This is a genomic window from Paenibacillus chungangensis, from assembly GCF_042675905.1.
In the GTDB taxonomy this organism is placed as follows: domain Bacteria; phylum Bacillota; class Bacilli; order Paenibacillales; family Paenibacillaceae; genus Pristimantibacillus; species Pristimantibacillus chungangensis.
The window spans coordinates 107,225-130,249 of record NZ_JBHTJZ010000073.1 but is presented as its reverse complement, the minus strand read 5'-3'; the positions used below and the strand labels follow the sequence as shown (position 1 = coordinate 130,249).

The 23,025-nt window shown below is 49.3% G+C and carries 21 protein-coding genes and 1 pseudogene; 2 read left to right on the top strand and 20 right to left on the bottom strand.

Going from position 1 to position 23,025, the window contains the following annotated elements; translation table 11 throughout:
- Nucleotides 1-11 precede the first annotated feature (11 nt).
- The 11 genes and pseudogenes from hisS to ACFQ2I_RS23735 form a co-directional block, all read right to left on the bottom strand.
- Nucleotides 12-1,277 carry a histidine--tRNA ligase gene (gene hisS, locus ACFQ2I_RS23785; RefSeq protein WP_377568995.1) on the bottom strand — a complete coding sequence of 422 codons (1,266 nt, stop codon included), beginning with the start codon at nt 1,275-1,277 and terminating at the stop codon, nt 12-14.
- A 524-nt stretch (nt 1,278-1,801) separates the two neighbouring features.
- Nucleotides 1,802-2,626, bottom strand: coding sequence for a hypothetical protein (locus ACFQ2I_RS23780; RefSeq protein WP_377569038.1), 825 nt, complete (start codon nt 2,624-2,626; stop codon nt 1,802-1,804).
- Between the two features lie 36 nt (nt 2,627-2,662).
- A pseudogene (locus tag ACFQ2I_RS23775) lies at nt 2,663-2,830 on the bottom strand (transposase); the annotation flags it as partial.
- A gap of 1,075 nt (nt 2,831-3,905) precedes the next feature.
- Nucleotides 3,906-4,349 carry a D-aminoacyl-tRNA deacylase gene (gene dtd, locus ACFQ2I_RS23770; RefSeq protein ID WP_377568992.1) on the bottom strand — a complete coding sequence of 148 codons (444 nt, stop codon included), beginning with the start codon at nt 4,347-4,349 and terminating at the stop codon, nt 3,906-3,908.
- Between the two features lie 21 nt (nt 4,350-4,370).
- Nucleotides 4,371-6,554 carry a RelA/SpoT family protein gene (locus ACFQ2I_RS23765; RefSeq protein WP_377568989.1) on the bottom strand — a complete coding sequence of 728 codons (2,184 nt, stop codon included), beginning with the start codon at nt 6,552-6,554 and terminating at the stop codon, nt 4,371-4,373.
- Nucleotides 6,555-6,744: 190 nt separating this feature from the next.
- Complete coding sequence (locus ACFQ2I_RS23760; protein ID WP_377568987.1) at nt 6,745-7,275, bottom strand: adenine phosphoribosyltransferase; 531 nt, start codon at nt 7,273-7,275, stop codon at nt 6,745-6,747.
- Between the two features lie 67 nt (nt 7,276-7,342).
- Nucleotides 7,343-9,361: a single-stranded-DNA-specific exonuclease RecJ gene (gene recJ / locus ACFQ2I_RS23755; protein ID WP_377568984.1), complete on the bottom strand. Its 2,019-nt coding sequence runs from the start codon at nt 9,359-9,361 to the stop codon at nt 7,343-7,345.
- A gap of 31 nt (nt 9,362-9,392) precedes the next feature.
- Nucleotides 9,393-9,812 carry a cation transporter dimerization domain-containing protein gene (locus tag ACFQ2I_RS23750; RefSeq protein ID WP_377568981.1) on the bottom strand — a complete coding sequence of 140 codons (420 nt, stop codon included), beginning with the start codon at nt 9,810-9,812 and terminating at the stop codon, nt 9,393-9,395.
- A gap of 28 nt (nt 9,813-9,840) precedes the next feature.
- On the bottom strand, nt 9,841-10,764 hold the full coding sequence (gene secF / locus ACFQ2I_RS23745; RefSeq protein WP_377568979.1) for a protein translocase subunit SecF: 924 nt from the start codon (nt 10,762-10,764) through the stop codon (nt 9,841-9,843).
- Nucleotides 10,754-11,989, bottom strand: a complete 1,236-nt coding sequence (gene secD / locus ACFQ2I_RS23740; RefSeq protein ID WP_377568976.1) for a protein translocase subunit SecD — start codon at nt 11,987-11,989, stop codon at nt 10,754-10,756. Before secD ends, secF begins: the two co-directional genes overlap by 11 nt.
- Before the next feature lie 85 nt (nt 11,990-12,074).
- Nucleotides 12,075-12,314 carry a post-transcriptional regulator gene (locus ACFQ2I_RS23735; RefSeq protein ID WP_377568974.1) on the bottom strand — a complete coding sequence of 80 codons (240 nt, stop codon included), beginning with the start codon at nt 12,312-12,314 and terminating at the stop codon, nt 12,075-12,077.
- A 159-nt stretch (nt 12,315-12,473) separates the two neighbouring features.
- On the opposite strand from ACFQ2I_RS23735, the gene spoVB reads away from it, so the two are divergent.
- On the top strand, nt 12,474-14,048 hold the full coding sequence (spoVB, locus tag ACFQ2I_RS23730; RefSeq protein ID WP_377568971.1) for a stage V sporulation protein B: 1,575 nt from the start codon (nt 12,474-12,476) through the stop codon (nt 14,046-14,048).
- On the opposite strand, the gene ACFQ2I_RS23725 is transcribed toward spoVB, so the two are convergent.
- Nucleotides 14,041-14,799: a YetF domain-containing protein gene (locus ACFQ2I_RS23725; protein ID WP_449290087.1), complete on the bottom strand. Its 759-nt coding sequence runs from the start codon at nt 14,797-14,799 to the stop codon at nt 14,041-14,043. The two genes, spoVB and ACFQ2I_RS23725, sit on opposite strands and share 8 nt — an antisense overlap.
- Nucleotides 14,800-14,953: 154 nt before the next feature.
- Between ACFQ2I_RS23725 and ACFQ2I_RS23720 the strand changes: the two genes are divergently transcribed.
- Complete coding sequence (locus ACFQ2I_RS23720; protein WP_377568966.1) at nt 14,954-15,352, top strand: TIGR04086 family membrane protein; 399 nt, start codon at nt 14,954-14,956, stop codon at nt 15,350-15,352.
- A gap of 43 nt (nt 15,353-15,395) precedes the next feature.
- Here ACFQ2I_RS23720 and yajC read toward each other — a convergent pair whose 3' ends face one another.
- From yajC to ACFQ2I_RS23680, 8 genes are all read right to left on the bottom strand, one after another.
- The gene (gene yajC / locus ACFQ2I_RS23715; RefSeq protein ID WP_377569034.1) at nt 15,396-15,707 is read right to left on the bottom strand and encodes a preprotein translocase subunit YajC; all 312 of its coding nucleotides are present in this window, start codon (nt 15,705-15,707) and stop codon (nt 15,396-15,398) included.
- Between the two features lie 20 nt (nt 15,708-15,727).
- Complete coding sequence (tgt, locus tag ACFQ2I_RS23710) at nt 15,728-16,864, bottom strand: tRNA guanosine(34) transglycosylase Tgt (RefSeq protein ID WP_377569032.1); 1,137 nt, start codon at nt 16,862-16,864, stop codon at nt 15,728-15,730.
- Between the two features lie 23 nt (nt 16,865-16,887).
- The gene (queA, locus tag ACFQ2I_RS23705) at nt 16,888-17,934 is read right to left on the bottom strand and encodes a tRNA preQ1(34) S-adenosylmethionine ribosyltransferase-isomerase QueA (RefSeq protein WP_377568963.1); all 1,047 of its coding nucleotides are present in this window, start codon (nt 17,932-17,934) and stop codon (nt 16,888-16,890) included.
- Between the two features lie 9 nt (nt 17,935-17,943).
- Nucleotides 17,944-20,055, bottom strand: a complete 2,112-nt coding sequence (locus tag ACFQ2I_RS23700; RefSeq protein WP_377568960.1) for a SpoIID/LytB domain-containing protein — start codon at nt 20,053-20,055, stop codon at nt 17,944-17,946.
- Between the two features lie 23 nt (nt 20,056-20,078).
- Nucleotides 20,079-21,083, bottom strand: coding sequence for a Holliday junction branch migration DNA helicase RuvB (gene ruvB / locus ACFQ2I_RS23695; protein WP_377568957.1), 1,005 nt, complete (start codon nt 21,081-21,083; stop codon nt 20,079-20,081).
- Between the two features lie 18 nt (nt 21,084-21,101).
- Complete coding sequence (gene ruvA / locus ACFQ2I_RS23690; protein ID WP_377568954.1) at nt 21,102-21,731, bottom strand: Holliday junction branch migration protein RuvA; 630 nt, start codon at nt 21,729-21,731, stop codon at nt 21,102-21,104.
- The gene (gene ruvC / locus ACFQ2I_RS23685; RefSeq protein WP_377568952.1) at nt 21,728-22,231 is read right to left on the bottom strand and encodes a crossover junction endodeoxyribonuclease RuvC; all 504 of its coding nucleotides are present in this window, start codon (nt 22,229-22,231) and stop codon (nt 21,728-21,730) included. Before ruvC ends, ruvA begins: the two co-directional genes overlap by 4 nt.
- A 139-nt stretch (nt 22,232-22,370) precedes the next feature.
- A complete protein-coding gene (locus ACFQ2I_RS23680; RefSeq protein ID WP_377568949.1) occupies nt 22,371-23,021 on the bottom strand; it encodes a BofC C-terminal domain-containing protein in 651 nt (216 codons plus the stop codon).
- Nucleotides 23,022-23,025 lie beyond the last annotated feature (4 nt).

The following is a 23,025-nucleotide window of genomic DNA, read 5'->3' as shown; positions in this document are numbered from 1 at the left end:
TTGTAACAGCATTAACCTTGGCCGTTCCGCTTAGCATTAATTACAGCTCCAAGGTCTTTAATCGGAACCATCGCCTGCTCGCCGCTCTCCATTTCCTTCAGCGCGACCTCGCCGCGGCTCAGCTCATCTTCGCCGAGTATTACGGTGTAGGCAGCACCCATGCGATCAGCTGACTTCAACTGGGCTTTCATCTTGCGACCACCGTAATCCTTCTCTGCCGATAGTCCCTGGCTCCTCAACTGATACAGCATACGGGGCACTTCCCGTTCTGCAGCTTCACCAAGTGCTACCAGATATACGTCAAGCTCATGTCTATTAGGCAGCTCTGTCTGTTGATGCTCCAGCAACAGAATCGTCCGCTCCAGTCCTAATCCGACACCTACCCCGGGCTGATCAGGACCGCCAATATCGGCAACGAGCCCATTATAGCGTCCGCCTCCGCCGATTGTATCAATAGCGCCGATTCCTGCCGCTTTATACTCGAATGCGGTATGCGTATAATAATCAAGACCTCTTACAAGACGATGATTGATAGCATACGGAATATTCATATCTGTCAAATACTGCTTCACCTTCTCGAAATGATTGCGGCATTCTTCATCCAGACTATCCAGTATAGAAGGCGCATCATCGAAGTATTTCGCGTCTGTCTTGCAATCCAATACCCTCAGCGGGTTGCGATCCATTCTGGACTGACAGTCTTTACATAGCAGCTCGCGCTTTGGCTCCAAATACTGGAGCAACTTCTCCCTGAATGCAGCCCGTACGGCCGGCGTTCCGACAGAGTTAACTTCGACCCGTACGCCTTTCAGTCCCACTTCGGTATAGAAGGTGTAACCCAGCGCAATGACTTCCGCGTCCAGAGCGGGATCAATAGATCCTATTGCCTCTACTCCGAATTGATGAAGCTGGCGATAGCGACCTGCTTGCGGCCGCTCATAGCGGAACATAGGTCCGATATAATAAAGCTTGGACGGATCTGGCTCGCCATACAGCTTATTCTCGACATAGGACCGGACTACTCCCGCAGTGCCTTCCGGACGAAGCGTCAAGCTGCGGTCGCCTCGATCCTGGAATGTGTACATTTCCTTCTCCACAATATCCGTCGTTTCGCCGACACCTCTTTGAAAAAGCTCTGTCGCTTCGAAGATGGGTGTCCGAATTTCCCGGAAATGATAGCGCCTGCACACCTCTCTTGCTTTATTCTCAACAAACTGCCATCTTTCAACTGTTCCAGGTAAAATATCCTGCGTTCCAGGCGATTTTTGAAATGCCACTGCAACCCCTCCTCACTCATATTCTTCGCAATGTTAATTCAGGAGCAACAAAAAAACTCTCGTCCCTAACGGCATAACCGAAAGGGACGAGAGAGTTCTCCCGTGGTACCACCCAAATTCCGAGTCTGCTCGATGTTCGAGCGCTCGCTTCACAACGGGTAACGTCCGTCAACCGCAAATGGCTAATAAGCTCACTCCCTGGGCCGATTCATTAAGCTCCAGAAGGATCACAACCAGTTTTCACGCTGTTCGCCATTTGTTCTCGGGGAGGTTTTTTCATTCATCCGATATAAGGGTGCTTGCAGCCTATTGACACCCGTCTCTGTATATACCATGAAAAATTACTTTGTCCCGTCATCGAATCATCATTTGGTTACAAGATATCAATTCAATTAATTGTTAATATCTCTTTGTTAATATCTCTGAAATCATCATCCCTTGTTTCTCACAATAGATATAACTGATTAGATATTTTACTCCTCTTCTTACAGAAAGTCAACAGCTGAGCGCATCATCGCATAGGATTAGAGGTTGTCTTTTCCCGTTAGCACAAGTTGAAGCAAACACATTAAAGGCGTCATACGCGACGACTTCGATTGTCCCCAACTATAGTTCATTCGGAAGCAGTACTCATCCAAGTAGTTCTGAGCATATTTCATGCCTATACCGTGGAATGTTTCAGCTACCCAACGATATGCCTCCGCGGCAATGATAGCTAATGGGAATAGAAATGGACATTGTTTAATTTTTTCGTTGACCGCTGCTGCACTCCATCCGTCTACACGAAATTTCTCACTCGTGTCTCCAGATTCATAACCATCCACCCAATAATCCTTGATATCTTCATATGGAAATTTGCGATTTCGGGTATGCTTAACCTGAAACTGCAACGATTTCTGATCTGGATGACAATAGTTTCTTATGAACAGTTGCTGCTCCGTACCAGACAGAGCTCTCCTCACTTCGCCCTCGCGCTCAATCAATTTAATCTTGTAATACGGAGCATTCGTATTGCCAGAAGTCACATGATCAGAGCATCTCAATTGCTGTTCTGTTACATGATTCCCTCTAGCTACAACAAGCGACTTTTCCCTATTCATACGATCTTCCGTGATGATGATTTGCTTCATGTAGATGTCATGCTTAGCTTCCACATCGCCGCACAACAACTGATCTGCATCCCAATCGGATATCACCTGTCGAATCTTCTTAAGCATACTCCATGCAGTCTTATACGTAACTTGCAGCAGCTTAGACAATTGAACGGCATTGACACTGCCTTCGCAAGAAGAAACAAGGAATATCGTCAGCAGCCATTTGTAGATTGGCGTGCGGCTTTTGTGCATCATGGTAGTAGAGGTTAGCGATGTTTGCCCATTGCACCCCTTACATTCATATAAAGGCAATGATCGTGTTGATATGCTGTAAGCATCGGAGCACTCGCAAAAAGGACACCGAAATCCGTTCGGCCATCTTGCCTCTTCCATAAAAGCAATACATTCCGTTTCTGTCTTGAATTGAGACTGAAATTGCTTTACGGCATCCTCCAGCATACTTACCCCCCACGATCACTCGTTCTTATTTATTTTAACATAACCTCCCTCATAACGCAAACAAATGTTCGTATAAATATTGATTTGTTTAGTTATTGAGATGGTCTTACAAATTGAAAATCGCTAACTTTTTACACGGGTGTTGCTGAACAAATTCTTCGCAATATCAGGTGTTTTTCCAACCTGCTCACTCTCCCCTTTCTTCAGGAAGAGGAAGGAAAAATGGAGTAATGAGTTTTATCAATACATCGCTGACGAAAATGAATTTTCAACTACTTTGGCACGTAGATCGAATTGGGATGAATCAGATGAACGCTAAGCGGCTTCTTTTGAGATTCTATTTAGTGGAGTTGGTAAATCGTAAAAGTTGACTTCCTGGAGACGAAGTGAAAAACTAGAAAATATGCCACTATTCTGATAACTGAACACGAAACTCCTGAGCCGATGGGAGAGCGAGGCCTGTTGGAATCGCGTTAATATAACGGCCGCGAAGCGAAACTTGGATTTATTTGAAGTTCGTTACTGAAGTTACTGAATGAAAGGAAGGGTAAGGTTTATGGAGCAACAAGAAGGGATAACGAGGCCGCTACGCCACTATTTAGGCACGAGTGGACAGAAAAAAACCTGCAGATATGCAGGTCCAAAGTAAAGTTATATTATAAAAAAGGGGGTCAATAGTTATTATATGCCCCCATTGTTAAAGTGACATTATGAAAAGATTACAGTATCGTTACAGAATAGTAAGCGTTTCATTTTCGAGGAGTTCTGACATGTTGTGCCTTGCTCTCCCATTCTTCAGCAAATTCCGCATCGCCTTCATGCGTAGACATAATCTGCGCTTCCCTAAGACCTACAGTTGGCAATCTGCGTGAAACTCTTACCATTGCTTGCTCTTTCCTTGATTGGTGCATTGTGTAACAGCTCCCAGCTATTTGATATGCCGCAAGCTGCATTCGTCATTCGAGATAAGATTTATCCCCAAGTATGTCCAGGCTTCCCCATCATCATCAATAGAAGTCCCTGAACGGTCACATGCTGCAAGCGGATATTCATAGTGTTGCCAGAAGCTGAAATATTAAGCGCCGCTCTCGACGATTAATGTGACCGGACCATCATTGACAAGCTCAACATCCATGTCAGCGCCGAACTTTCCAGTCTCGACTGTGAGACCAGTTTCCCGCAAGTAGCCGTTAAGCAACTCATATAAGGATTCGGCATGCTCCGGTCGAGCGGCCGCCATAAAGTTGGGACGTCTCCCCTTCCGACATTCACCATACAATGTGAATTGAGAGATAGACAAGATCGCACCGCCTGCATCAAGTATGGAAAGATTCATCTTGCCAGACTCATCTTCAAAAATGCGAAGTCCCGCCAGCTTGTCCGCCATCCACTTCGCGTCAGACTCCGAATCCTCATGAGTTACCCCCACAAGCAAAACCATTCCGTGCTCTATTTTACCGGTTATTTCTCCATTCACAGTTACTTGAGCTTGCTTGCTCCTTTGTACGACTACTTTCATGTTGATATTCTCCCTCTACCTCTATTGCATAATGCGCTGGACGGAATATATATCTTGGACCCGCTTAATCTTCTCAACAACGGCTGACAAATGATCAATGTTGCGAATCAATACCGTCATATGAATAAGCGCCATCTTGTTCTTCACCGAACGTCCAGTTACAGCTGAGATGTTGGTCTTGCTTTCCGATACGGCTTGAAGCACTTCATTAAGCAGACCTCGCCGATCATGACCGGTAATTTCAATATCAACGCTGTAATTTGCCTCATTGGACTCTTCCCATTCCACTTCGATAACCCGTTCCGCTTCTTCTCCTTCACCGCCAAAAGGAATGTTCAAGCAGTCCATTCGGTGTACGGATACACCACGCCCGCGCGTAATATAACCTACGATAGCATCCCCCGGCACTGGATTACAGCAACGAGCAAACCGGACCAACAAGTTGTCCACACCTTTAACGGTGACGCCATGATTGGGACGGTTTTTCCGATTGGTCGTTCCGACTTTCATTTCCTTCACTTCGGCTGTAAGCTCGATCTGATTGGCTTCTTCGGCTTCTTTACGCATCTTCTCTGTCAGTTTGGTACAGATCTGGGCAGCCGTAATGCCGCCGAATCCGATCGCCGACATCATATCCTCAATGTCATGGAATGTGAATTTAGCCGCTGCTTGCATTAACTTATCGTCCGTCATCCATTGCGGCGGCTCCAGTCCAAGCCTCCGTAGCTCCCGCTCCAGTAGATCGCGGCCTTTCGCGACGTTCTCTTCCCGCTTCTCCTTTTTGAACCATTGTCGTATTTTACTACGAGCATGAGAAGATTGCGCGATTTTCACCCAATCCTGGCTTGGTCCGTAAGAATGCTTGGAAGTTAGTATTTCGACGATATCACCCGTCTTCAGCTTATGATCCAATGGAACAATGCGTCCATTGACCTTCGCGCCAATCGTTCGATTGCCGACCTCTGTATGAATGCGATAAGCAAAATCAAGCGGAACCGATCCGGCGGGCAGTTCGATAACTTCTCCGCTTGGTGTGAACACGAAGACAAGATCGGAGAAGAAATCCATCTTTAGCGATTCCATAAACTCCGCTGCATCGCGTGTTTCATTTTGCAGCTCTAATATTTCACGGAACCAGGTCATTTTATCTTCGAAACTACCGCTTGGCACAATCGTGCCTTCCTTGTAAGCCCAATGAGCCGCGATACCGTACTCTGAAGTGCGGTGCATGTCCCAGGTTCGAATTTGAACTTCTGTAGGCTCGCCTTTCGGGCCGATGACCGTTGTATGGAGCGATTGATACATATTGGCTTTCGGCATGGCGATATAATCCTTGAACCTGCCCGGCATCGGCTTCCATAACGTATGGATGATGCCTAAAGTGGCGTAACAATCTTTAATATTATCCACAATGATGCGAATAGCCAGCAGGTCATAGATTTCATTAAACTGCTTGTTGCGCGTCGTCATCTTCTTATAAATACTGTACAAGTGCTTCGGCCTGCCGGATATGTCGCCTTGTATCCCCATATCCTCAAGCTTCTCGGTAATCTGAGATATGACGTTGTCAATGAATTGCTCCCGCTCCGCCCGCTTCTTCTTCATGAGATTGGCAATGCGATAATATTGTTGCGGATTCAAATATCGGAGTGCAATATCCTCCATTTCCCATTTAATCGCAGAAATACCGAGCCGATGAGCAATCGGGCAGAAAATCTCGAGCGTCTCGTAGGCAATGCGCCTCTGCGAATCCTCTGACTGGTACTTTAACGTTCGCATATTATGAAGCCTGTCGGCAAGCTTGATCAGAATAACTCGAATATCCTGCGCCATAGCCACGAACATTTTTCTGTAGTTTTCATTTTGCTGCTCTTCTTTGGATTGGAAGCGTATTTTCTCCAGCTTCGTTACGCCATCGACAAGCATTGCGCAGGTTTCGCCGAATTTCTCTTTCACGGTCTCCAAATTCACAGTTGTGTCTTCAACGACATCATGAAGAAGAGCCGCAATAATCGTCACGACGTCCATGCCCATATCCACCAATATTTCCGCAACCGTCACAGGATGAAGAATGTAAGGCTCACCCGATTTCCGCACTTGTCCATGATGGGCTCTCTCGGCAAAGTCGTATGCTTCCCTGATGCGTGTGAGATCTTGCTCCTTCATATAAACAGATGCTTTCTCCAGTAATTGCTCAATGCCCATGAAACGTCCCTTTCCAAGCGTATCGCCAGATTTCACTCTATTGAACACAGTTTTATAATATTATGCCTTTAAGTGCAGCACCCCGTCAACTTCCGACATGAGAAGACGAAGCAAAAAAACCGCTTATCGAGCCTGACCATCCTCAGACCGATAAACGGTGGTGGTAAAAACGTTACCCTCCGAAAAAACTCTATTCGTAGGTCATAAGCGAGAACAGAGGAATCTCTCCCAGCTTGTCTCGTCCGTTCAAATAGGCCAGCTCAATTAGAAATGCTGCGCCTACAACCTCGCCGCCAAGCTGTTTTACAAGATTAATGGACGTCTCAATCGTGCCGCCAGTTGCCAGCAAATCGTCAGCAATTAGTACACGCTGGCCGGGCTCGATAGCATCTTTATGCATCGCCAGTTGATCTTTGCCATATTCCAACTCGTATCCGGCCGTAACAATTTCGCCTGGCAGTTTGCCGCTTTTTCGAATAGGAGTAAAGCCTACGCCGAGTGCAAGAGCAAGAGGAGCGCCCACTACGAAACCGCGCGCTTCTGGCCCTGCAACAACGTCAACATTCAAATGCTGTACAGCTTCTTTCATCTCTTCAATCGCAGCATAGTACGCTTTCCCGTTTTTCAGTAAGGTTGTAATGTCTTTGAAGCGAATACCCGGCTGTGGAAAGTCAGGAATTACTCGAATGTAGTCTTTGAATGGATAGGTTTCTTTTGACACGCAAGGTCAATCCTTTCTCAAATAGAGGAATACTCGTATGCTGAATATAAATGATTGCTGGCTTATTTTATACAGGAGAAGCATGCTTGTTCATATACAGCTGCTGTGCAGAGCAATAGCGGCTGGAGGTCGCAAGATCGCGTTTTCCCGGGGCAGCCGCAACCTGAACTATGCCTTCTCTCACTTCGATGAAATGCAGCTCTTGGAACACATCCAGAATAAAGACGACAACATCCCGTTGCATGTCACATCTTGCACTTAGCTTCTCACATAATCCGCTCCACTGAACAGTTCCCACCCGTCTTAGAAGCTGATATACTTCCCCGAATTGTTCACGCGTGGGAAAGTGAGAGAGTGTGTCTGGCTCGACGTGCAAATCATGAAGCTGCAGTTGTGGCTTACGATGTCCATTCCACACATTAACGGAAAGTTCGCCTACTACATCGATAGCTGCTGCCCCATGTAGACGGCCCTTCAGCTCGCCCATGCCGAAAGCGATCGCATCCAACCCGCCCTGAGCCATGCCGAGTGTCAGCTTCAGGTGCTTCCCTTCCTTGCCGATCGCTCTCATGTCTGCAACTGGAACGCCCTCAATCATAACGCGTGGGGAAGGATTGCCCATGCCGAATGGCTCCATCAACGACAGCTGAGATATCGTCTCCAATGTCGTTTCCTCCAATGTACAGACCAAGTCAATCTTCGTCTTGGGAACCCAATCCTCCTCGGATAACCACTCCGATGCCAACTCCGATAATCGTTGCTCAAGCGCTGACAAACTGTCACAGTGCAAGCTCATGCCTGCAGCGGCCTGGTGACCGCCATAATGATCGAGCAGTTCCTCACATGCTGTAAGCGCAGCGTAAAGGTCGAACCCTTCAATAGATCGGGCCGAGCCCTTGCACATGCCTGTCTCACCGTCTATTCCGAAGACGATAACAGGCTTGTAATAACGGTCGAGCAGCTTGGAAGCGACGATACCGATAACGCCAACGTTCCATCCTTCTGCTCCGATAACTATGACTGCCGGTGCATCCTTTCCTTCCGCTTCAGCTGAGCGCAGCTTCGCTTCCCAAAGCTTATCCGCTTCCTTCACCATATTTTCAACGATCCGTTGGCGCTCCTTGTTCAAACTGTCCAATCCAGCTGCGGCGAGAATCGCTTCGTCGTAGCTCTCTGTCGTCAGAAGCTCAACGGCTCTCTTGGCGTGATCCAACCGGCCCGCTGCGTTAATGCGCGGTGCCATACTGAAGGCAATGCTCGTGGAAGTGATCTGCTCCAATTCAATACCTGCCGCTTCGGCAAGCGCCTTGAAGCCTGTGCGCTTCCCTTCGCTCAGTCTCTTCAACCCATAGCGTACAATAATTCTGTTCTCATCCTCCAGCGGCATCAAGTCGGCAATCGTGCCCAGACTAACCACATCCGCCCATTCTAAAGGAGGGCGCTGCAGTAAAGCTGTTGCCAGCTTGAAAGCGACTCCGACGCCGGCAAGTCCTTTGAACGGATATGCGCAGTCTGTTCGCTTGGGATTAACGACAGCACATGCATCCGGAATTCGATTCGGTGGTTCATGATGGTCGGTGATGACCATCTCGATCCCTAATTTCTTGGCATACTCCACTTCATCATAAGCGCTTATACCTGTATCAACAGTAACAATCAGCGTTACGCCATCCTCGCGAGCGAGTTCCATCGCCCGACGATTCAGTCCGTAGCCTTCCTTCGCACGATGCGGAATGTAATAATCAAATAACAAGCCCAACTTACGGAATACGAGGACCAGGAGCGAGGTCGAGGATACGCCGTCCGCGTCGTAATCGCCATAAATGCGTACCCTCTCGCCCTTCTCAGCCGCTTCCCTAATACGCGCGACAGCAGCATCCATATCCTTCATCAAGTAAGGATTATGAAAGCGCTCCGCGTCACCATATAAATATATGCTAGCACTCTCCACATCTCTGCAGCCTCTCTGCACCAGCAGTCTAGCCACTAGAGGCGATACTTGAAGCGCTTGGCTTATCAGCTGAGCTTGCTCGGTACTAGAGACATCCCAAGTTGTCAACTCCCAGCGGGTTTTACGTTGAATCATCAGGTCTCATCCCCTTCCTGCTGACGATTGGCTATTGCAGCAGTGTCGGCATCTGCTCCTGATTAGGATCGTGATTGGACTTATAAGGATATCCTGGATCGTATGGTTCCACATAAATGATCACTTCGGATAAATGTATAAAACGATGCATGAGCAGAAGCTTTATGCGCTTGGCAATGTCCTGTCCCTCTTGTACGGTGATTTTGGGGTTCACGCTTATGACGATCTCCGCAACGACGTAATGCCCATGCTCACGGGCACGAAGCGATTGCACCGTTACGACTCCCTCAACTCGCTGTACAACAGCCATCATTTCATCGGCTGACTCTTCCTCTTCCATGTTCTTCCGATGCTTGCGCTGCTTCCGTCTCAACGGAGCAAGCACAAATTCCCAGAACCGCCATGACTTCTTTACGGCTTGCTTGCTGCTTTGTCGATGTCGCGTTACCATTGGTACCGAAATTCATCTCCTTTGATTCTTATGGCGCAGGCTTGACTTCTGCTGTCTTCGGCTTCTCCTTGCCGAAACGCTTCAGTAGCAACCAAAGAGGACTTGCAATGCAGACGGTCGAGTACGCCCCGCTGATAAGTCCCACAATAAGGGCAAGCGAGAACAAGCGAATCGATTCACTGCCGAGCAGCAATATGCAACCTGCTACGATGACAACCGTCAAGACGGTGTACAAGTTCCTGGCCATCGTCTGCCAGATGCTCGCATTCACAAGCTCGGACAGCTGTTCCTCATTTTTAATTTTAGCAAATCGCAAATTTTCTCGAATACGGTCAAATATAACGATCTTGTCGTTGATCGAATAACCAAGCGTCGTCAGCACTGCCGCAATAAAGGGCAAATCCACCTGCAGCCTGAATATAGAGAACACAGCAACGACAACAAAGCTATCGTACAATATAGATATATTGGCTGCAAGAGCAAACCGCCACTCAAATCGAATCATAACGTAGACCATAATGCCTATGCTGGCAATCAGTATAGCCCAGATCGTCTTGATGCCCAATTCCTGAGCAAGCTCGGGGGAGACGACATTGACCTCTGCGGAGGTATCCTCGCCGAAGTTCTCCTTCATTGCGTTCATAACTGTCGATGATTGCTGTGCATCGAGCACCTCATCGAAGCGAATGGATATGCGCTCATTGCCGGTACCGCCTACAGTAGGCGTAATGTCATCATAACCTAGATTGCTAAGCACTTCTTTCGCTTGCTGCTGTGTGACCGACTTGCCGATGGAGATATCCATGCTTGTACCGGCTTTGAAGTCAACGCCGAAGTTTAACGAGAACAGGAGCAACGACAAAATTCCCGCAACCGTCAGCGCAATGGAAAAAGTGAAAAACTTGTTTCGATTTTTAACGAAATCGTAACGAATCTTCGTATTATAGTTCACGGATTTCTGCCTCCTTCACGCCGTAATAGCTCGGTTTCATAAACTTGTTGCTGCGCACCAACAGCGTCAACAAGAAGCGCGCGAAGAAAATATTCGTAACGATACTAACCAGAATGCTGAAAATCATCGTTAATGCAAAACCTTTAATTGCTCCATCACCGATATAGTACAAAACGACGCTAGCAATGATACTTGTTATGTTGGCGTCCATAATGGTGCGGAACGAGTTTTTGGAGCCCGCTTTCAGAGAAGACAACATGCTCTTACCACTGCGAATTTCTTCCTTAATCCTCTCGGCAGTAATAATATTGGCGTCGACAGCCATTCCGACACCCAATACGAAAGCCGCAATACCTGGCAATGTAAGGGTAGCGTTCATCAAATTCTGCACGAGGAGCAGCAGCCAAGCGTACGTAATAATCGTAATGGAAGCGACAAATCCAGGCACGCGAAAGATCGCAATCATAAATGCCAAGACGATAAGCGAGCCGATGATACCAGCCGTAACTGTATCCTTCAAGGAATCCATACCCAGCTTCGCACCGACACTCATCGTATACTTTTCTGTCAGTTTGAGTGGTAACGAGCCCATATTAATGAGATCACGCAGCTCTTTCGCTTCCTCTACCGGCGCATTCCCTAACGTAATGACGGCCGAACCGCCAGGGATTGCTTCATTCACGCCAGGACTGGAGATTTCCTCGCTATCCAAATAAATAGATAAATACTGACCGATTAATTCCCTGGTCACATCTTCGAATTTCTTCGCATCCTTCAACTCGATCGTGACGATCGGCTGATTCAATTCGTTGAACGCGATGCCTGCACTGTTCTCCTTGAAGTCCGTGCCTGTCAGCTTAATCGTACCATCCGGAGCGCGGAAGGTCAGATTGATCGGCTTGGCAAGCAGTTCACGCACTTCTGTGTCATTCTCCACTCCCGGCAAGCGAACGCGGATTCTGTTCGCACCCTCCGTCGTAATTTCCGGTTCCACTAGTCCAGCACTGTTAATTCTGCGTTCCAAGCTCTTAGCCGTCTGCTTCAGTGATTCCGGCGTTACCGCCGTGCCGCCTTCATACGGCTCCGCTTCGTACAGCACTTCAAAGCCGCCCGCCAAATCCAGGCCCAGCTTCACATCCTTGACCAGCGTAGGACTCGTCCAGGCAATAACGCCGAACGCAATCACAACTACACCAAGGAAGGCCACAATTCTCTTCCCGAACATACGTCTGACTTCCCCCTTATGATCTCAATAGTCCTATTATAACGATGGGTGAAAAACGAGTCAAAAAAAAGAGACCGCATGACAATTAAATAGGGTCTCCTTTATAAGCGCTAAGTGTTAAAAAGTTCATAAACTGCGTCACCTTTAGCGACAAAATATCGTTAACCAGCTGATGCAGCTCCGGCATTCCTTTCTTGGCATACTTAGCATTGACGCATGCCCATACCTCTTGTCCCGACACATGCTCGTAACCGAGGAGCCTGAATTCTTCCGCCTTGCTGTGACATAACTCCTCGATGATAGCTTCCAGTTCTTCCGCTTGCATCGCCGCACCCCCATAGATTGCTGTTCGCCTACTATATTCGCCAGATGCAGTCGATCTCCTGCTTCATTCAGCGTGAGAGAAAATTGTCAGACATGCAAGCGGACATGCCGCATAAAGATAATAGTACAAGCGTGCCACAAGGAGATGAGAGACGAAGCCATGAGGAAACAATCATTTATTAAAGGAGCCATGATATTGCTCATAGCAGGCATTGTAAATCGGCTGCTGGGATTTCTCCCACGCATTACGCTGCCGCGTATTATAGGAGCGGAAGGTGTCGGTATTTATCAACTCAGCTATCCGTTCCTCATTGTACTGCTAACAATCATTACAGGAGGCATTCCGCTGGCCATTGCGAAATGGATTGCCGAAGCGGAGTCCAAAGGGGATCATCGAAGAATCAAGCAAATATTCCGAACCGCCATGGCGCTAACCGTCTCGCTCGCAACGGTCCTGACGATTGGCATGCTGCTGTTCGCGCCTTTCATTATTCGGAACATATTACCGGATTCACGCGTCTATTACTCCTTTTTGATGATGTCTCCGCTCCTAGTCATAATCGGTATATCCTCCGTATACCGAGGATACTTTCAAGGCATGCAGAACATGATACCAAGCGCAATATCCCAGACGGTTGAGACTATCATTCGTATTATCGGCTCACTGGCACTAGCTTACCTATTATTGCCATATGGGCTAGAGTGGGGGGCTGCCGGCGCCATGCTCGGAGTCGTCGCCGGAGAGATTGGAAGTCTCGCTGTACTTCTATGGCTCTATCGCCGAGACAGGAGACAGCCTGAGCAACCTTCTTCGGAAGTAGAAGACTCATCCTCGACCGATCAGCAGAACAATCATTCAACACCGATCCTGCGCAGGCTGCTTGGGTTGTCGGTGCCCGTCACGGGAAGCCGAATGGTCGGCTCGCTATCCTATCTCCTAGAATCCATATTCATCTCGCGAAGCCTGGCAGCCGCGGGCATCGCAACCGGCATCGCAACGGCGCAATACGGCGCGCTGCAAGGCATGATTATCCCACTGCTGCTTCTGCCTACCGCACTAACCTATTCCCTTGCCGTATCGCTTGTACCATCATTGTCTGAAGCGGCCGCGAAGGGGGATAAGGCGCTTATCCATAAGCGCTTGCATCAGTCCATGCGGCTCTCGCTTGTCGCAGGAGCGCCGTTCGTCGTTGTCATGGCTCTCTTCGCCGAGCCATTATGCCGAATCGTCTATGCGCATGCCGAAATAGCGCCCATGTTGCAACTGCTCGCTCCTGTCGGCCTGTTTATCTACCTGCAAGCTCCGCTGCAGGCTGCACTACAAGCGTTGGATAAGCCAGGAACGGCGCTGATGAACACTTTTGTCGGCGCCGCAATCAAACTCATTCTAATCGTTCAGCTTGCTTCACAGCCGGAACTGGGCATTAACGGCGCCATCATTGCCATTAATGTCAATATTATTCTCGTCACCGTCTTGCACGGCATCAGTGTGTTGCGCTTTATCGGCTACCGAATGAACATGACCGATTTCTTCAAGGTTGGCGCCGCCATGATCATTATGGCCGGTGCGGCAAAGTGGATTATGACCCATCAGCCCCTAACGATGGAATGGATCAATATGCTCGTCTCATGCTTTGTCGGAGGGGTTATTTATTTGTTATTGATGATATGGATGCGCATCATTGACCGTTATGATGTTGCAAGGGTTCCTTTCATCGGAAGATGGTTTAAGTAGTTCGTTTTCGCGTAACGATATCTACGAACAGCTTGCCCTTATGATCAATCGTGCATAGAAAAACATCCTTGAAGTTTGTTACGCCTTGCTCTTGAAGTACATTTTTAAGCCAAAATCTGGTTTTTTCTATTTTAATCAAATTTTCATCCTGAACTTTACCATCCATAATTAAAGGAATAGGCAAAATTTCATAGCGGAAACCGCGAGGAATGATCTCTTCCCTTCCTTTCGAATAAGGTGTTACACTGCTTTTTTCCACATTGACATCAGGCGTCTCACTACCCTCACTGTCCTTGTCTGATTCCTGCGCGAATCTACCCTCCTTCGGAATGACGGACAGCTTGCCGCTTGTTTCTAGTATGGCAAATTCCACGTCTGCTACGGACGTAATCTGATTTTCTCTAAGCTGAAGCAGGAGATCGTCGAGATTGTATCTCTGCTTCTTCATGATGTCTCGATCGATCTTGCCTTTCGCAATAATAACGCTCGGCTTGCCATCGAACAGCAACCGAAGCTTGCGGTTGTTCATCGTCATTAACGCCGTTCCCACTTGTATAATCAGAAGGATGATCATGGGTACTATGCCTTCCCACAATGGACGCTGAATATCCTCAATGACGATAACGGCTATCTCTGCGATCATGACAGAGATGACCAGGTCGAGCACCGACAACTTGCCGATCTCGCGCTTGCCCATCAATCTCATGATCAGAGTAATGATGAAATAAATCAATATCGTTCGAATGATCATGCTCCATAGTTCCAACGGTCGAGCTCCTCCTTACCTGAGCTTGCTGATAACAGTATCTGAATATATGGCAGGAATAATCCGCGGCAACTTGTACTAATTCGGACGTCTTGGCCATATGGTGTAATATCAAGGTTAATAGGAGGATTAGGCTGGTATGAACTCTGTCAAACAATCTCAACCTCAGCAAGCCCCAATTATCGTCATGCCGATGTTAGCGGGTCTTGCCTATGCGTTAATCTGGCTAGCGGCTGGCGCGCTGCTGCTGTCCTTGCTGCTGCACCTTACTGCGATGAAGGAAAGCGAGCTTGGCACCTATGCCATGATTGTACATGGATGTTCGTCACTGGTAGGAGGTTTTACTTGCGGCAAGCGTTCGTTCAGACGGGGATGGTATAATGGAGCGATGCTAGGCGTTCTGTACGGCATGATCGTAATCATTGTCAGCTTCCTTGCTGTGAATGCATCCTTCTCACTTCACAGCTTCATTATGCTAGGCGTTGTATTGTTGGCGGGTGCGCTTGGAGGAATGGTCGGCGTCAATATGAGCAGATGAAGAAAGGTCTGCAAGCATGTAAGCTTGCAGACCTTTCGGTCCCTTATTCAGAAGCGGTAGGACTGGCAGATACAATACTGCTGATTGCGCTGCGTTCGAACGTCATCTTCGTCGTATCATTGACACGAAGAACGATCGTATCATCAGTGATCTCGACGATCGTACCGTGAAGTCCGCCGATAGTCGTAATTTTATCGCCCTTCTTCAATTCATTCAGCATCGCATTGCGCTGCTTCTGCTTCTTCTGCTGCGGACGGATAAGCAAGAAATAAAAGACCGCGAACATGAGAAGAAACGGCCAGATCAGTGCCCAGATGGACCCTCCTTCTGCAGCAGTCCCGGTGGCTAACCACATCGACATTGCATTCACCCCTTTCAAAATCCTCTTTCATTATCATTAAGTCCGTACGCCTCGAAGAAGGAATCCCGGAAATCCAGAAGCCTGTCTTCCATAATAGCCTGGCGTACATCCCGCATGAGCTGCAGCAAAAAGTGCAAGTTATGGTAAGTCGTCAGACGAATGCCGAACGTCTCATCGGCCTTCAGCAAGTGACGAATATACGCTCTAGAGTAGTTCGTACACGTATAGCAGGAGCAATTGGGGTCCAAAGGACCGAAGTCCTCCGAAAATTTGGCATTTCGAATGACGAGCCTTCCTCCGCTTGTCATCGTCGTGCCATTCCTTGCTATCCGGGTCGGCAAAACGCAATCAAACATGTCAATGCCGCGTATTGCGCCTTCTACCAATGCGTCCGGCGAACCTACTCCCATTAAATACCTGGGCTTGTCCGAAGGCAAATGCGGCACTGTATAATCAAGCACCTCATACATCAGATGCTTGGGCTCGCCTACGCTCAATCCTCCAATAGCATACCCCGGGAAATCCATGGAAGTCAAATCTTTTGCGCTCTGAACGCGCAAATCTTCGTGCATTCCGCCCTGAACGATGGCGAACAGCGCCTGGTCCTGCGGACGGGCATGCGATTTCAAGCATCGCTCGGCCCATCTGGACGTCCTCTCTGTCGATTGCTTCACGTATTCATACTCTGCAGGATACGGCGGGCACTCATCGAATGCCATCATAATGTCTGAGCCGAGAGCATTCTGAATCTCCATTGCCGTCTCCGGTCCGATGAATAACTTGTCCCCGTTCAAATGCGAACGGAACTGCACGCCTTCCTCCGTAATTTTGCGCATCGCGCTCAAGCTGAACACTTGGAAGCCGCCGCTATCCGTCAGGATGGGACGATCCCAGTTCATGAACTTGTGCAGTCCTCCCGCCTTCCTTACAATATCATGACCGGGACGGAGGAACAGGTGATACGTATTGCTTAGAATGATATGAGCATCCATCGCCTTCAGTTCCTCCGGGCTCATCGTCTTCACCGTCGCTTGCGTCCCTACAGGCATAAAAGTAGGCGTATCGATGATGCCATGCGGCGTATGAACACGACCCAGTCTGGCACCCGATTGCTTGCATTGTTTAATAAACTCGTATTTAACAGCCACTATTCACGCTTCCTATTCTTCAATTATTAGTAGATAAACATGGCATCGCCAAAGCTGAAAAACCGATATTCCCGCTCCACAGCTTCCCTATAGGCTTGCATAATGTGATCCCGTCCCGCAAGGGCGCTGACGAGCATGACAAGCGTCGATTTGGGCAAGTGGAAATTGGTTAACAGCGCATCTACCAGTTTAAAGGAGTAGCCCGGAAAAATAAAGATAGAAGTCCAGCCGCTGCAAGCCGTAATCGGTCCATCTCCGCAAATGTCCGCTACCGTCTCCAACGTTCTGGCCGACGTGGTGCCAACCGCTACAATTCTTCTGCCCTGCTCTCTCGCTTCCTGCAGCAGCGCTGCATTGGCATCGTCTAGTTGATAGAACTCCGCATGCATCTCATGATCCTCCACCCGCTCCGCGGACATCGGCCGGAATGTGCCCAGACCGACATGAAGTGTGATGTATGCCAGCTTAACTCCCTTGTTCTGGATTCGCTCCAACATTTCCTTCGTGAAATGCAGGCCGGCGGTCGGCGCAGCGGCAGAGCCTTCATGCAGGGAATACACGGTCTGGTAACGCTCAGACTCCTCTAGCCGCTCCTTGATGTATGGCGGAAGCGGCATCTCGCCTAACTGATCAAGCAGCTCCTGGAATATGCCCTCATAGGAGAAGGAGATCGTTCTCGCTCCCATATCGCCTTCTTCCTCTACCACAGCCTTCAGCAATGGCTGACCGTCAGCCCCCTCGCCGAACGACATCACTGCTCCCTTCTTCAGCCGCTTGGCCGGCTTGACGAGCGCCTCCCAGCGGTCATCGCCAAGCTGCTTCAGCAACAGCAGCTCTACCTTGGCGCCCGTGTCGGGTTTGTTGCCAATTAACCTCGCGGGTATGACCCTTGTATTATTCAGTACCAGCACATCGCCTTCCATCAGCCGATCTTCCAGTTCCCTAAAGCTGCCATGTTCCACATCCCCCGTCTGGCGATTCAGCATGAGCAGGCGGGATGCCGTTCGTTCATGAAGCGGAGTTTGGGCGATCAGGCGCTCCGGCAATTCGAAATCAAACCAATCTACATTCATGTTTTATTATCATTCCTTAGCTATGGTTATCCCGTTGTAATAGTATTTCAAAATATATTGATAGTCATACCCTTGCTGCGCTAGACTCAACGCGCCGTATTGGGACATGCCCACACCGTGTCCGTTACCTTGTCCCGTGAACAGAAAGGAGCGTTCCATCGGACTTGCGACAAGTTCACCTTCGCCATTCATAATGAACAAATGGTTGTTATGATGGACACTCGCTCGGTCATCAGCTCCTTGTACATACACCCCATCCTGACTTCCGATCGATGAACGTTGTTCTCCGCCACCCAGTATTACAGCGTCGCCAGTCTCTGTCACGTTCAGCTTGGTGCTAGGCAGTGATTCGCCTACACCCAGCAAGGAACGTATAGAATCTGGAGACTTCAAGGGCACTTCCTTACCATTCACCTTAAGGGCTGTCGCGCGACCCGAAGGACCGCGTTCGCTCACCTCCAACGTACGAACAGGTGCCGCCAGCTTGTCAGATAGCCTTGCGTTCAAGCTTGTCTGCAGTTGCTCTCCTGTGAACGGTCCCCGCATCCAGTTCATAGGATTGGATTCCTTCACCCTGTCTAGCGCGATGAGACGCGTTCCTTGATTCGCCTGCGCCACGACGGGCACGCTGGACTGAATAACGGGATGCACGCGAATGTTGGTCCCGTCCGCCTTCACCTTTAACAATGCGCTTCCTGCTGCTGTAGTCTCCCCAGTACCCTCCACCAGATCCTCGCGTACATATCCAAGCTTACCGTTCGGAAGCACAACATGGTACCAGTCATGCAGACCTGCTTCTGCAGATTCGTCAGGGCTTGCGACCGGCTGCAAATAAGGGATAGCATTACCCCATACCTCAGCCGAATCCGATGTCATTCCGCCGCTATTGGCCGAATATAGCGCTTCAATGATGCTTCCATTGTACAGAGCCACTTCTCCCTTTGTCTCATCCACGGCCTTCGTAGTGGAAGGGTGCTCCTTCTCCGTCCCATAATAAGCCTGACTTAGCGTTGTATCCACCACATGTGCGATCTGGAAGCCTGTACCGCCACGAACAGCGAACGAACGGGCTGCCACCGCTTGCGCTTTCAGTGCCTCCAGCGGCCAAGAAGGGTACATCTCTACAGCTACGACGGAATACAAATACTGTTCCAACGGCAGTTCATTCACGACGGCCAGCTTGTTCTGGAAGCCGCTTACCTCGAACTGCCCTCTATAGATTCGATTACTGCGCTCTTCCAGTCGTATAGCCGCTTCTCCTGCTGGCGACAGCCATACTTTGAAGCTGTCTGCTGGCAACAGATACCGGGATTCGCCCGAACTACTGCTTCTGGTATGGTCGAGCTGCATAATCAGATACGGCTCGTCCTCATCCATGGTCTTAAGGGCAGTAGTTCCCGCTGCCGCAGATGCGGCGGCGCCAATCGCCTTTAGAGCCGATGGAGAGGAGGCTTGACCAACCGCTACGAAATAATGTGGCGAACCGTCCTCTCCCTCCTTCATGCCAACATAAGCGTCTTCGCCGGCAATGCCATATGCGACGGCCGCACGTTCCGCCTCCGCTCTCGTCTTCAGAGGCTGTGATTGCAGATGGTAAGGCCCTAACAATTCTGCTCTGAATCCCCCCATCATCGCCTTCAACAACGTATTGCTCTCCCAACGCTTACGCGCTGCGGATGCCTCGGCTTCACTGGTATAGCTACCTTCACGAAGCTGATAGACCTTCCTCCCCTTCTTGGACAAGGAGATGATCGAAGATGTGCCTCCTGAAGAAGTAATATGAGTATGCGCTTGCTGTGCAACGGCGAAATCTCCCGTCTCCAGCAACTTCACGCCGTAATTATCCAGTGCGAAGCGAGCCTTCTCTGTCGGTCCAACTTGGAACCAAGGCGAATTGCCGCCTTGCCGCTGCATGCTCACGACTATGCCGCCTTGTGAAGAGAAGGTGGCAGCCGGCGTAGTAGACTGGTATTTACCGGGTAAACTCATATACATCGCCACCCGAATCGTATCCATCTTTGGAACCGCCGCATAAGTCGATTGTGGTCCTATCGCGGTAATCCATAGCATAGCGCATAACGTGATGATTAGATAAATGCGAATTGACTTACCGGAAGTCATGATTTCTCTCCTCTCTTGATGGGTTAACGATCCGTGGGCAAGGGAAGTCCCAAATGCTGATAGGCGCTCTCCGTGGCTATCCTGCCCCGAGGCGTACGCTGCAGGAACCCAATCTGCATCAGATACGGCTCGTAGACGTCTTCAATCGTCTGACTCTCTTCGCCGATTGTCGCAGCAATGGTATCCAGTCCGACCGGTCTACCTGAGAAAGTAACCATCATGGCACGAAGCATCTTATGATCGATGTCGTCCAGCCCTTGTGGATCAACTTGCAGAAGCGATAAAGCCGACTGCGCAATGTCATGGGTAATGATGCCGTCACCTCTTACCTGAGCGAAGTCCCTTACCCGCTTCAGAAGCCGATTCGCAATCCGCGGTGTCCCTCTGGAGCGCATGGCGATCTCCGACGCAGCTTCGCCAACGATGCTCACTTCCAATATTTCCGCAGCACGCGATACAATAAAAGCCAGCTCATCCACCGTATAAAATTCCAGTCGGCTGACGACTCCGAATCGGTCCCGTAACGGCGCGGACAAAAGTCCCGCTCTCGTCGTCGCGCCGATTAACGTGAACGGCGGTAAATCCAACCGGACGGAGCGTGCACTTGGCCCCTTGCCAATCATGATATCCAGAGCGAAGTCCTCCATCGCGGGATAAAGCACTTCCTCAACCGTACGGTGTAGACGATGAATTTCATCAATAAACAACACATCGCCTTCCTGCAAATTCGTCAGCAGCGCCGCCAAATCGCCAGGTCGTTCGATAGCCGGTCCCGACGTCGTTCTTAGGTTAACGCCAAGCTCATTAGCGATAATATTGGACAAGGTAGTCTTGCCTAGACCTGGCGGGCCGTAGAGGAGCACATGATCCAGTGCCTCCTTACGGAGCTTGGCGGCTTCGATATAGATTTTCAAATTTTCCTTTGCTTTGCTTTGCCCGATATATTCCGCGAGATATCGGGGGCGCAAGCTCAACTCGACGGCGTGTTCATCCATCATCAGGTTCGCGGATACAATCCGGTCATCCATAGCTTCCTCTCCTTTCCGTTACCCTTTGAACAACTGCTGAAGCGCCAACTTCATCAGGGCGTCTACCGTTATTTCCGGAGTGACGGAATCTTTCATCTTGTTCCAAGCCGCATCCAGTTCCGAAGCGGTATAACCAAGCGCGGCAAGACCGTCGCGGGCTTCCTGCCAGGCAGTCCCGCTCCCTTGTCCGTTATCACCATCCGCAGGCTCTGATACTATTCCTGCTGCTGCAAGGCTGGCGGCATCAGAAGCTCCCAGAAGCTTATCCTTCAAGTCCAGAATCATGCGCTGTGCCGTCTTCTTCCCGATGCCGGGCAGCTTTGTCAGGAAACCGATATTCTCCTGTTGAATCGCGGCAATGATCGTCTCGGGACGCCCCGCCGACAGGATGCCTAACGCCACTCTCGGTCCGATGCCAGATACATCCAGCAGCTTGCGGAACAGTGTCTGTTGTTCACGCGACAGGAATCCATAGAGTAGAATGGCGTCCTCCCGCACATGATGATGAATATAGATCGTCGCCGCTTCATCCTTCCCAACGAATTCGTAAGGATTAGGCGTAAAGACACGATATCCGACATCGCGAACATCAACAACGACGTACTCTGCGTCGATATGTACAATTTTTCCGCGCAAAAAATCGATCATGAACGGGTCACCTCGTTAATTTTTTGAGTCATTGTCGCGGAATGAGCATGACATATGGCTACTGCCAGCGCATCCGCCACATCATCCGGCTTCGGAACGGCGGACAGCTTCAGGAACATTTTCACCATCTCCTGCACTTGGCGCTTCTCTGCTTTCCCATATCCTACGACGGATTGCTTTACCTGCAGCGGCGTATACTCCGCTACGGGCAGCCCGCGTTGTGCCGCGGCTAATATAATGACTCCTCGCGCCTGTCCGACAGCGAAAGCCGTCGTCACATTACGATTGAAGAACAACTTCTCCACTGCGACGGAATCCGGCTTATAGCGATCTATCAGCGCTCCGGCAGATTCATAGATTTGCAATAAGCGCTCCTCCTGTGGCGTATGGGCCTCCGTCTGTATCGCGCCATATTGCACAGGGGTCAGCTTATGTCCTTGTTTATCAATAAATCCGAACCCCGCGATCGCTATTCCGGGGTCTATACCCAACACACGCAAATTGCCAGCTCCTATCTCATCTCTTAATGCCTGCCCTTCATTATAGCAAAATTTGCTTGAAATGAGAACGGACGTTTGATGAAGATCGAAAGCCGGCTTATTTATTAGACCGAGAAAAGCAACGAGAGCCTTCAAGACGCTACTGCCCGGTTGGGATCGTTTCCATTGCTTTTGTATTTTGCTCCATCGCAAAATCGCTGAACGTCGAAAGCACGCTATAATACTCGTCCATGTCGGAAACACGAATACCGGTTACCAGAGCATAGATCTGCTTTTTGGGCAGGCTGCTCTCCATAAATTCAATATCCAGCTGAAAAAAAGTCCGCAGTACCTTCTCTTCTTTCGGAAGCCCGTCATATAAGGACAAATTGCCATCGCGATCTACACCAAAGTAGGCATTGGATTTGCAATAGTCAGACAAATCGTTAATTTCAGCTACAATAACGGTCTTCGCTTCATCCTTGGCTTCAACTCTCCATTCCCAGTGATCTTGAAGCATACGGTTAAGCTGGAGGACAGACATTCGCCCAAGCGATTCCGTCTCCTCACCGCAAACATAGATACGCTTCAATACAACCTCTACATTAGCTTCTTGTTCCATTAATATTTGGTGGAATGGCGGATTGTTAATCATGTTTTCAGCATGCAAGACGGGCTGAAAAATCAGCCCGTCTATCGCGATCACCATCCATATGGTGACGGCGATCCTTCCTAATGTCCACAGCGGCAGCGGCCTACGCGAACGGCGCAAACGCTTTTTCAATCGCTTCCACATTCGAATTGCCATCATAAGG

Coding starts and splice junctions, on each gene's coding strand:
- ACFQ2I_RS23750 (WP_377568981.1), bottom strand. CDS start 9,812: ATGGTAACGCGACATCGACAAAGCAGCAAGCAAGCCGTAAAGAAGTCA.
- ACFQ2I_RS23780 (WP_377569038.1), bottom strand. CDS start 2,626: ATGATGCACAAAAGCCGCACGCCAATCTACAAATGGCTGCTGACGATA.
- recJ (WP_377568984.1), bottom strand. CDS start 9,361: ATGATTCAACGTAAAACCCGCTGGGAGTTGACAACTTGGGATGTCTCT.
- spoVB (WP_377568971.1), top strand. CDS start 12,474: ATGAGGAAACAATCATTTATTAAAGGAGCCATGATATTGCTCATAGCA.
- dtd (WP_377568992.1), bottom strand. CDS start 4,349: ATGAAAGTAGTCGTACAAAGGAGCAAGCAAGCTCAAGTAACTGTGAAT.
- ACFQ2I_RS23700 (WP_377568960.1), bottom strand. CDS start 20,055: ATGACTTCCGGTAAGTCAATTCGCATTTATCTAATCATCACGTTATGC.
- queA (WP_377568963.1), bottom strand. CDS start 17,934: ATGAATGTAGATTGGTTTGATTTCGAATTGCCGGAGCGCCTGATCGCC.
- ACFQ2I_RS23765 (WP_377568989.1), bottom strand. CDS start 6,554: ATGGGCATTGAGCAATTACTGGAGAAAGCATCTGTTTATATGAAGGAG.
- ACFQ2I_RS23720 (WP_377568966.1), top strand. CDS start 14,954: ATGAACTCTGTCAAACAATCTCAACCTCAGCAAGCCCCAATTATCGTC.
- ACFQ2I_RS23725 (WP_449290087.1), bottom strand. CDS start 14,799: ATGATCATTCGAACGATATTGATTTATTTCATCATTACTCTGATCATG.
- ACFQ2I_RS23735 (WP_377568974.1), bottom strand. CDS start 12,314: ATGCAAGCGGAAGAACTGGAAGCTATCATCGAGGAGTTATGTCACAGC.
- yajC (WP_377569034.1), bottom strand. CDS start 15,707: ATGTGGTTAGCCACCGGGACTGCTGCAGAAGGAGGGTCCATCTGGGCA.
- ruvA (WP_377568954.1), bottom strand. CDS start 21,731: ATGATCGATTTTTTGCGCGGAAAAATTGTACATATCGACGCAGAGTAC.
- secD (WP_377568976.1), bottom strand. CDS start 11,989: ATGTTCGGGAAGAGAATTGTGGCCTTCCTTGGTGTAGTTGTGATTGCG.
- ACFQ2I_RS23680 (WP_377568949.1), bottom strand. CDS start 23,021: ATGATGGCAATTCGAATGTGGAAGCGATTGAAAAAGCGTTTGCGCCGT.
- ruvB (WP_377568957.1), bottom strand. CDS start 21,083: ATGGATGACCGGATTGTATCCGCGAACCTGATGATGGATGAACACGCC.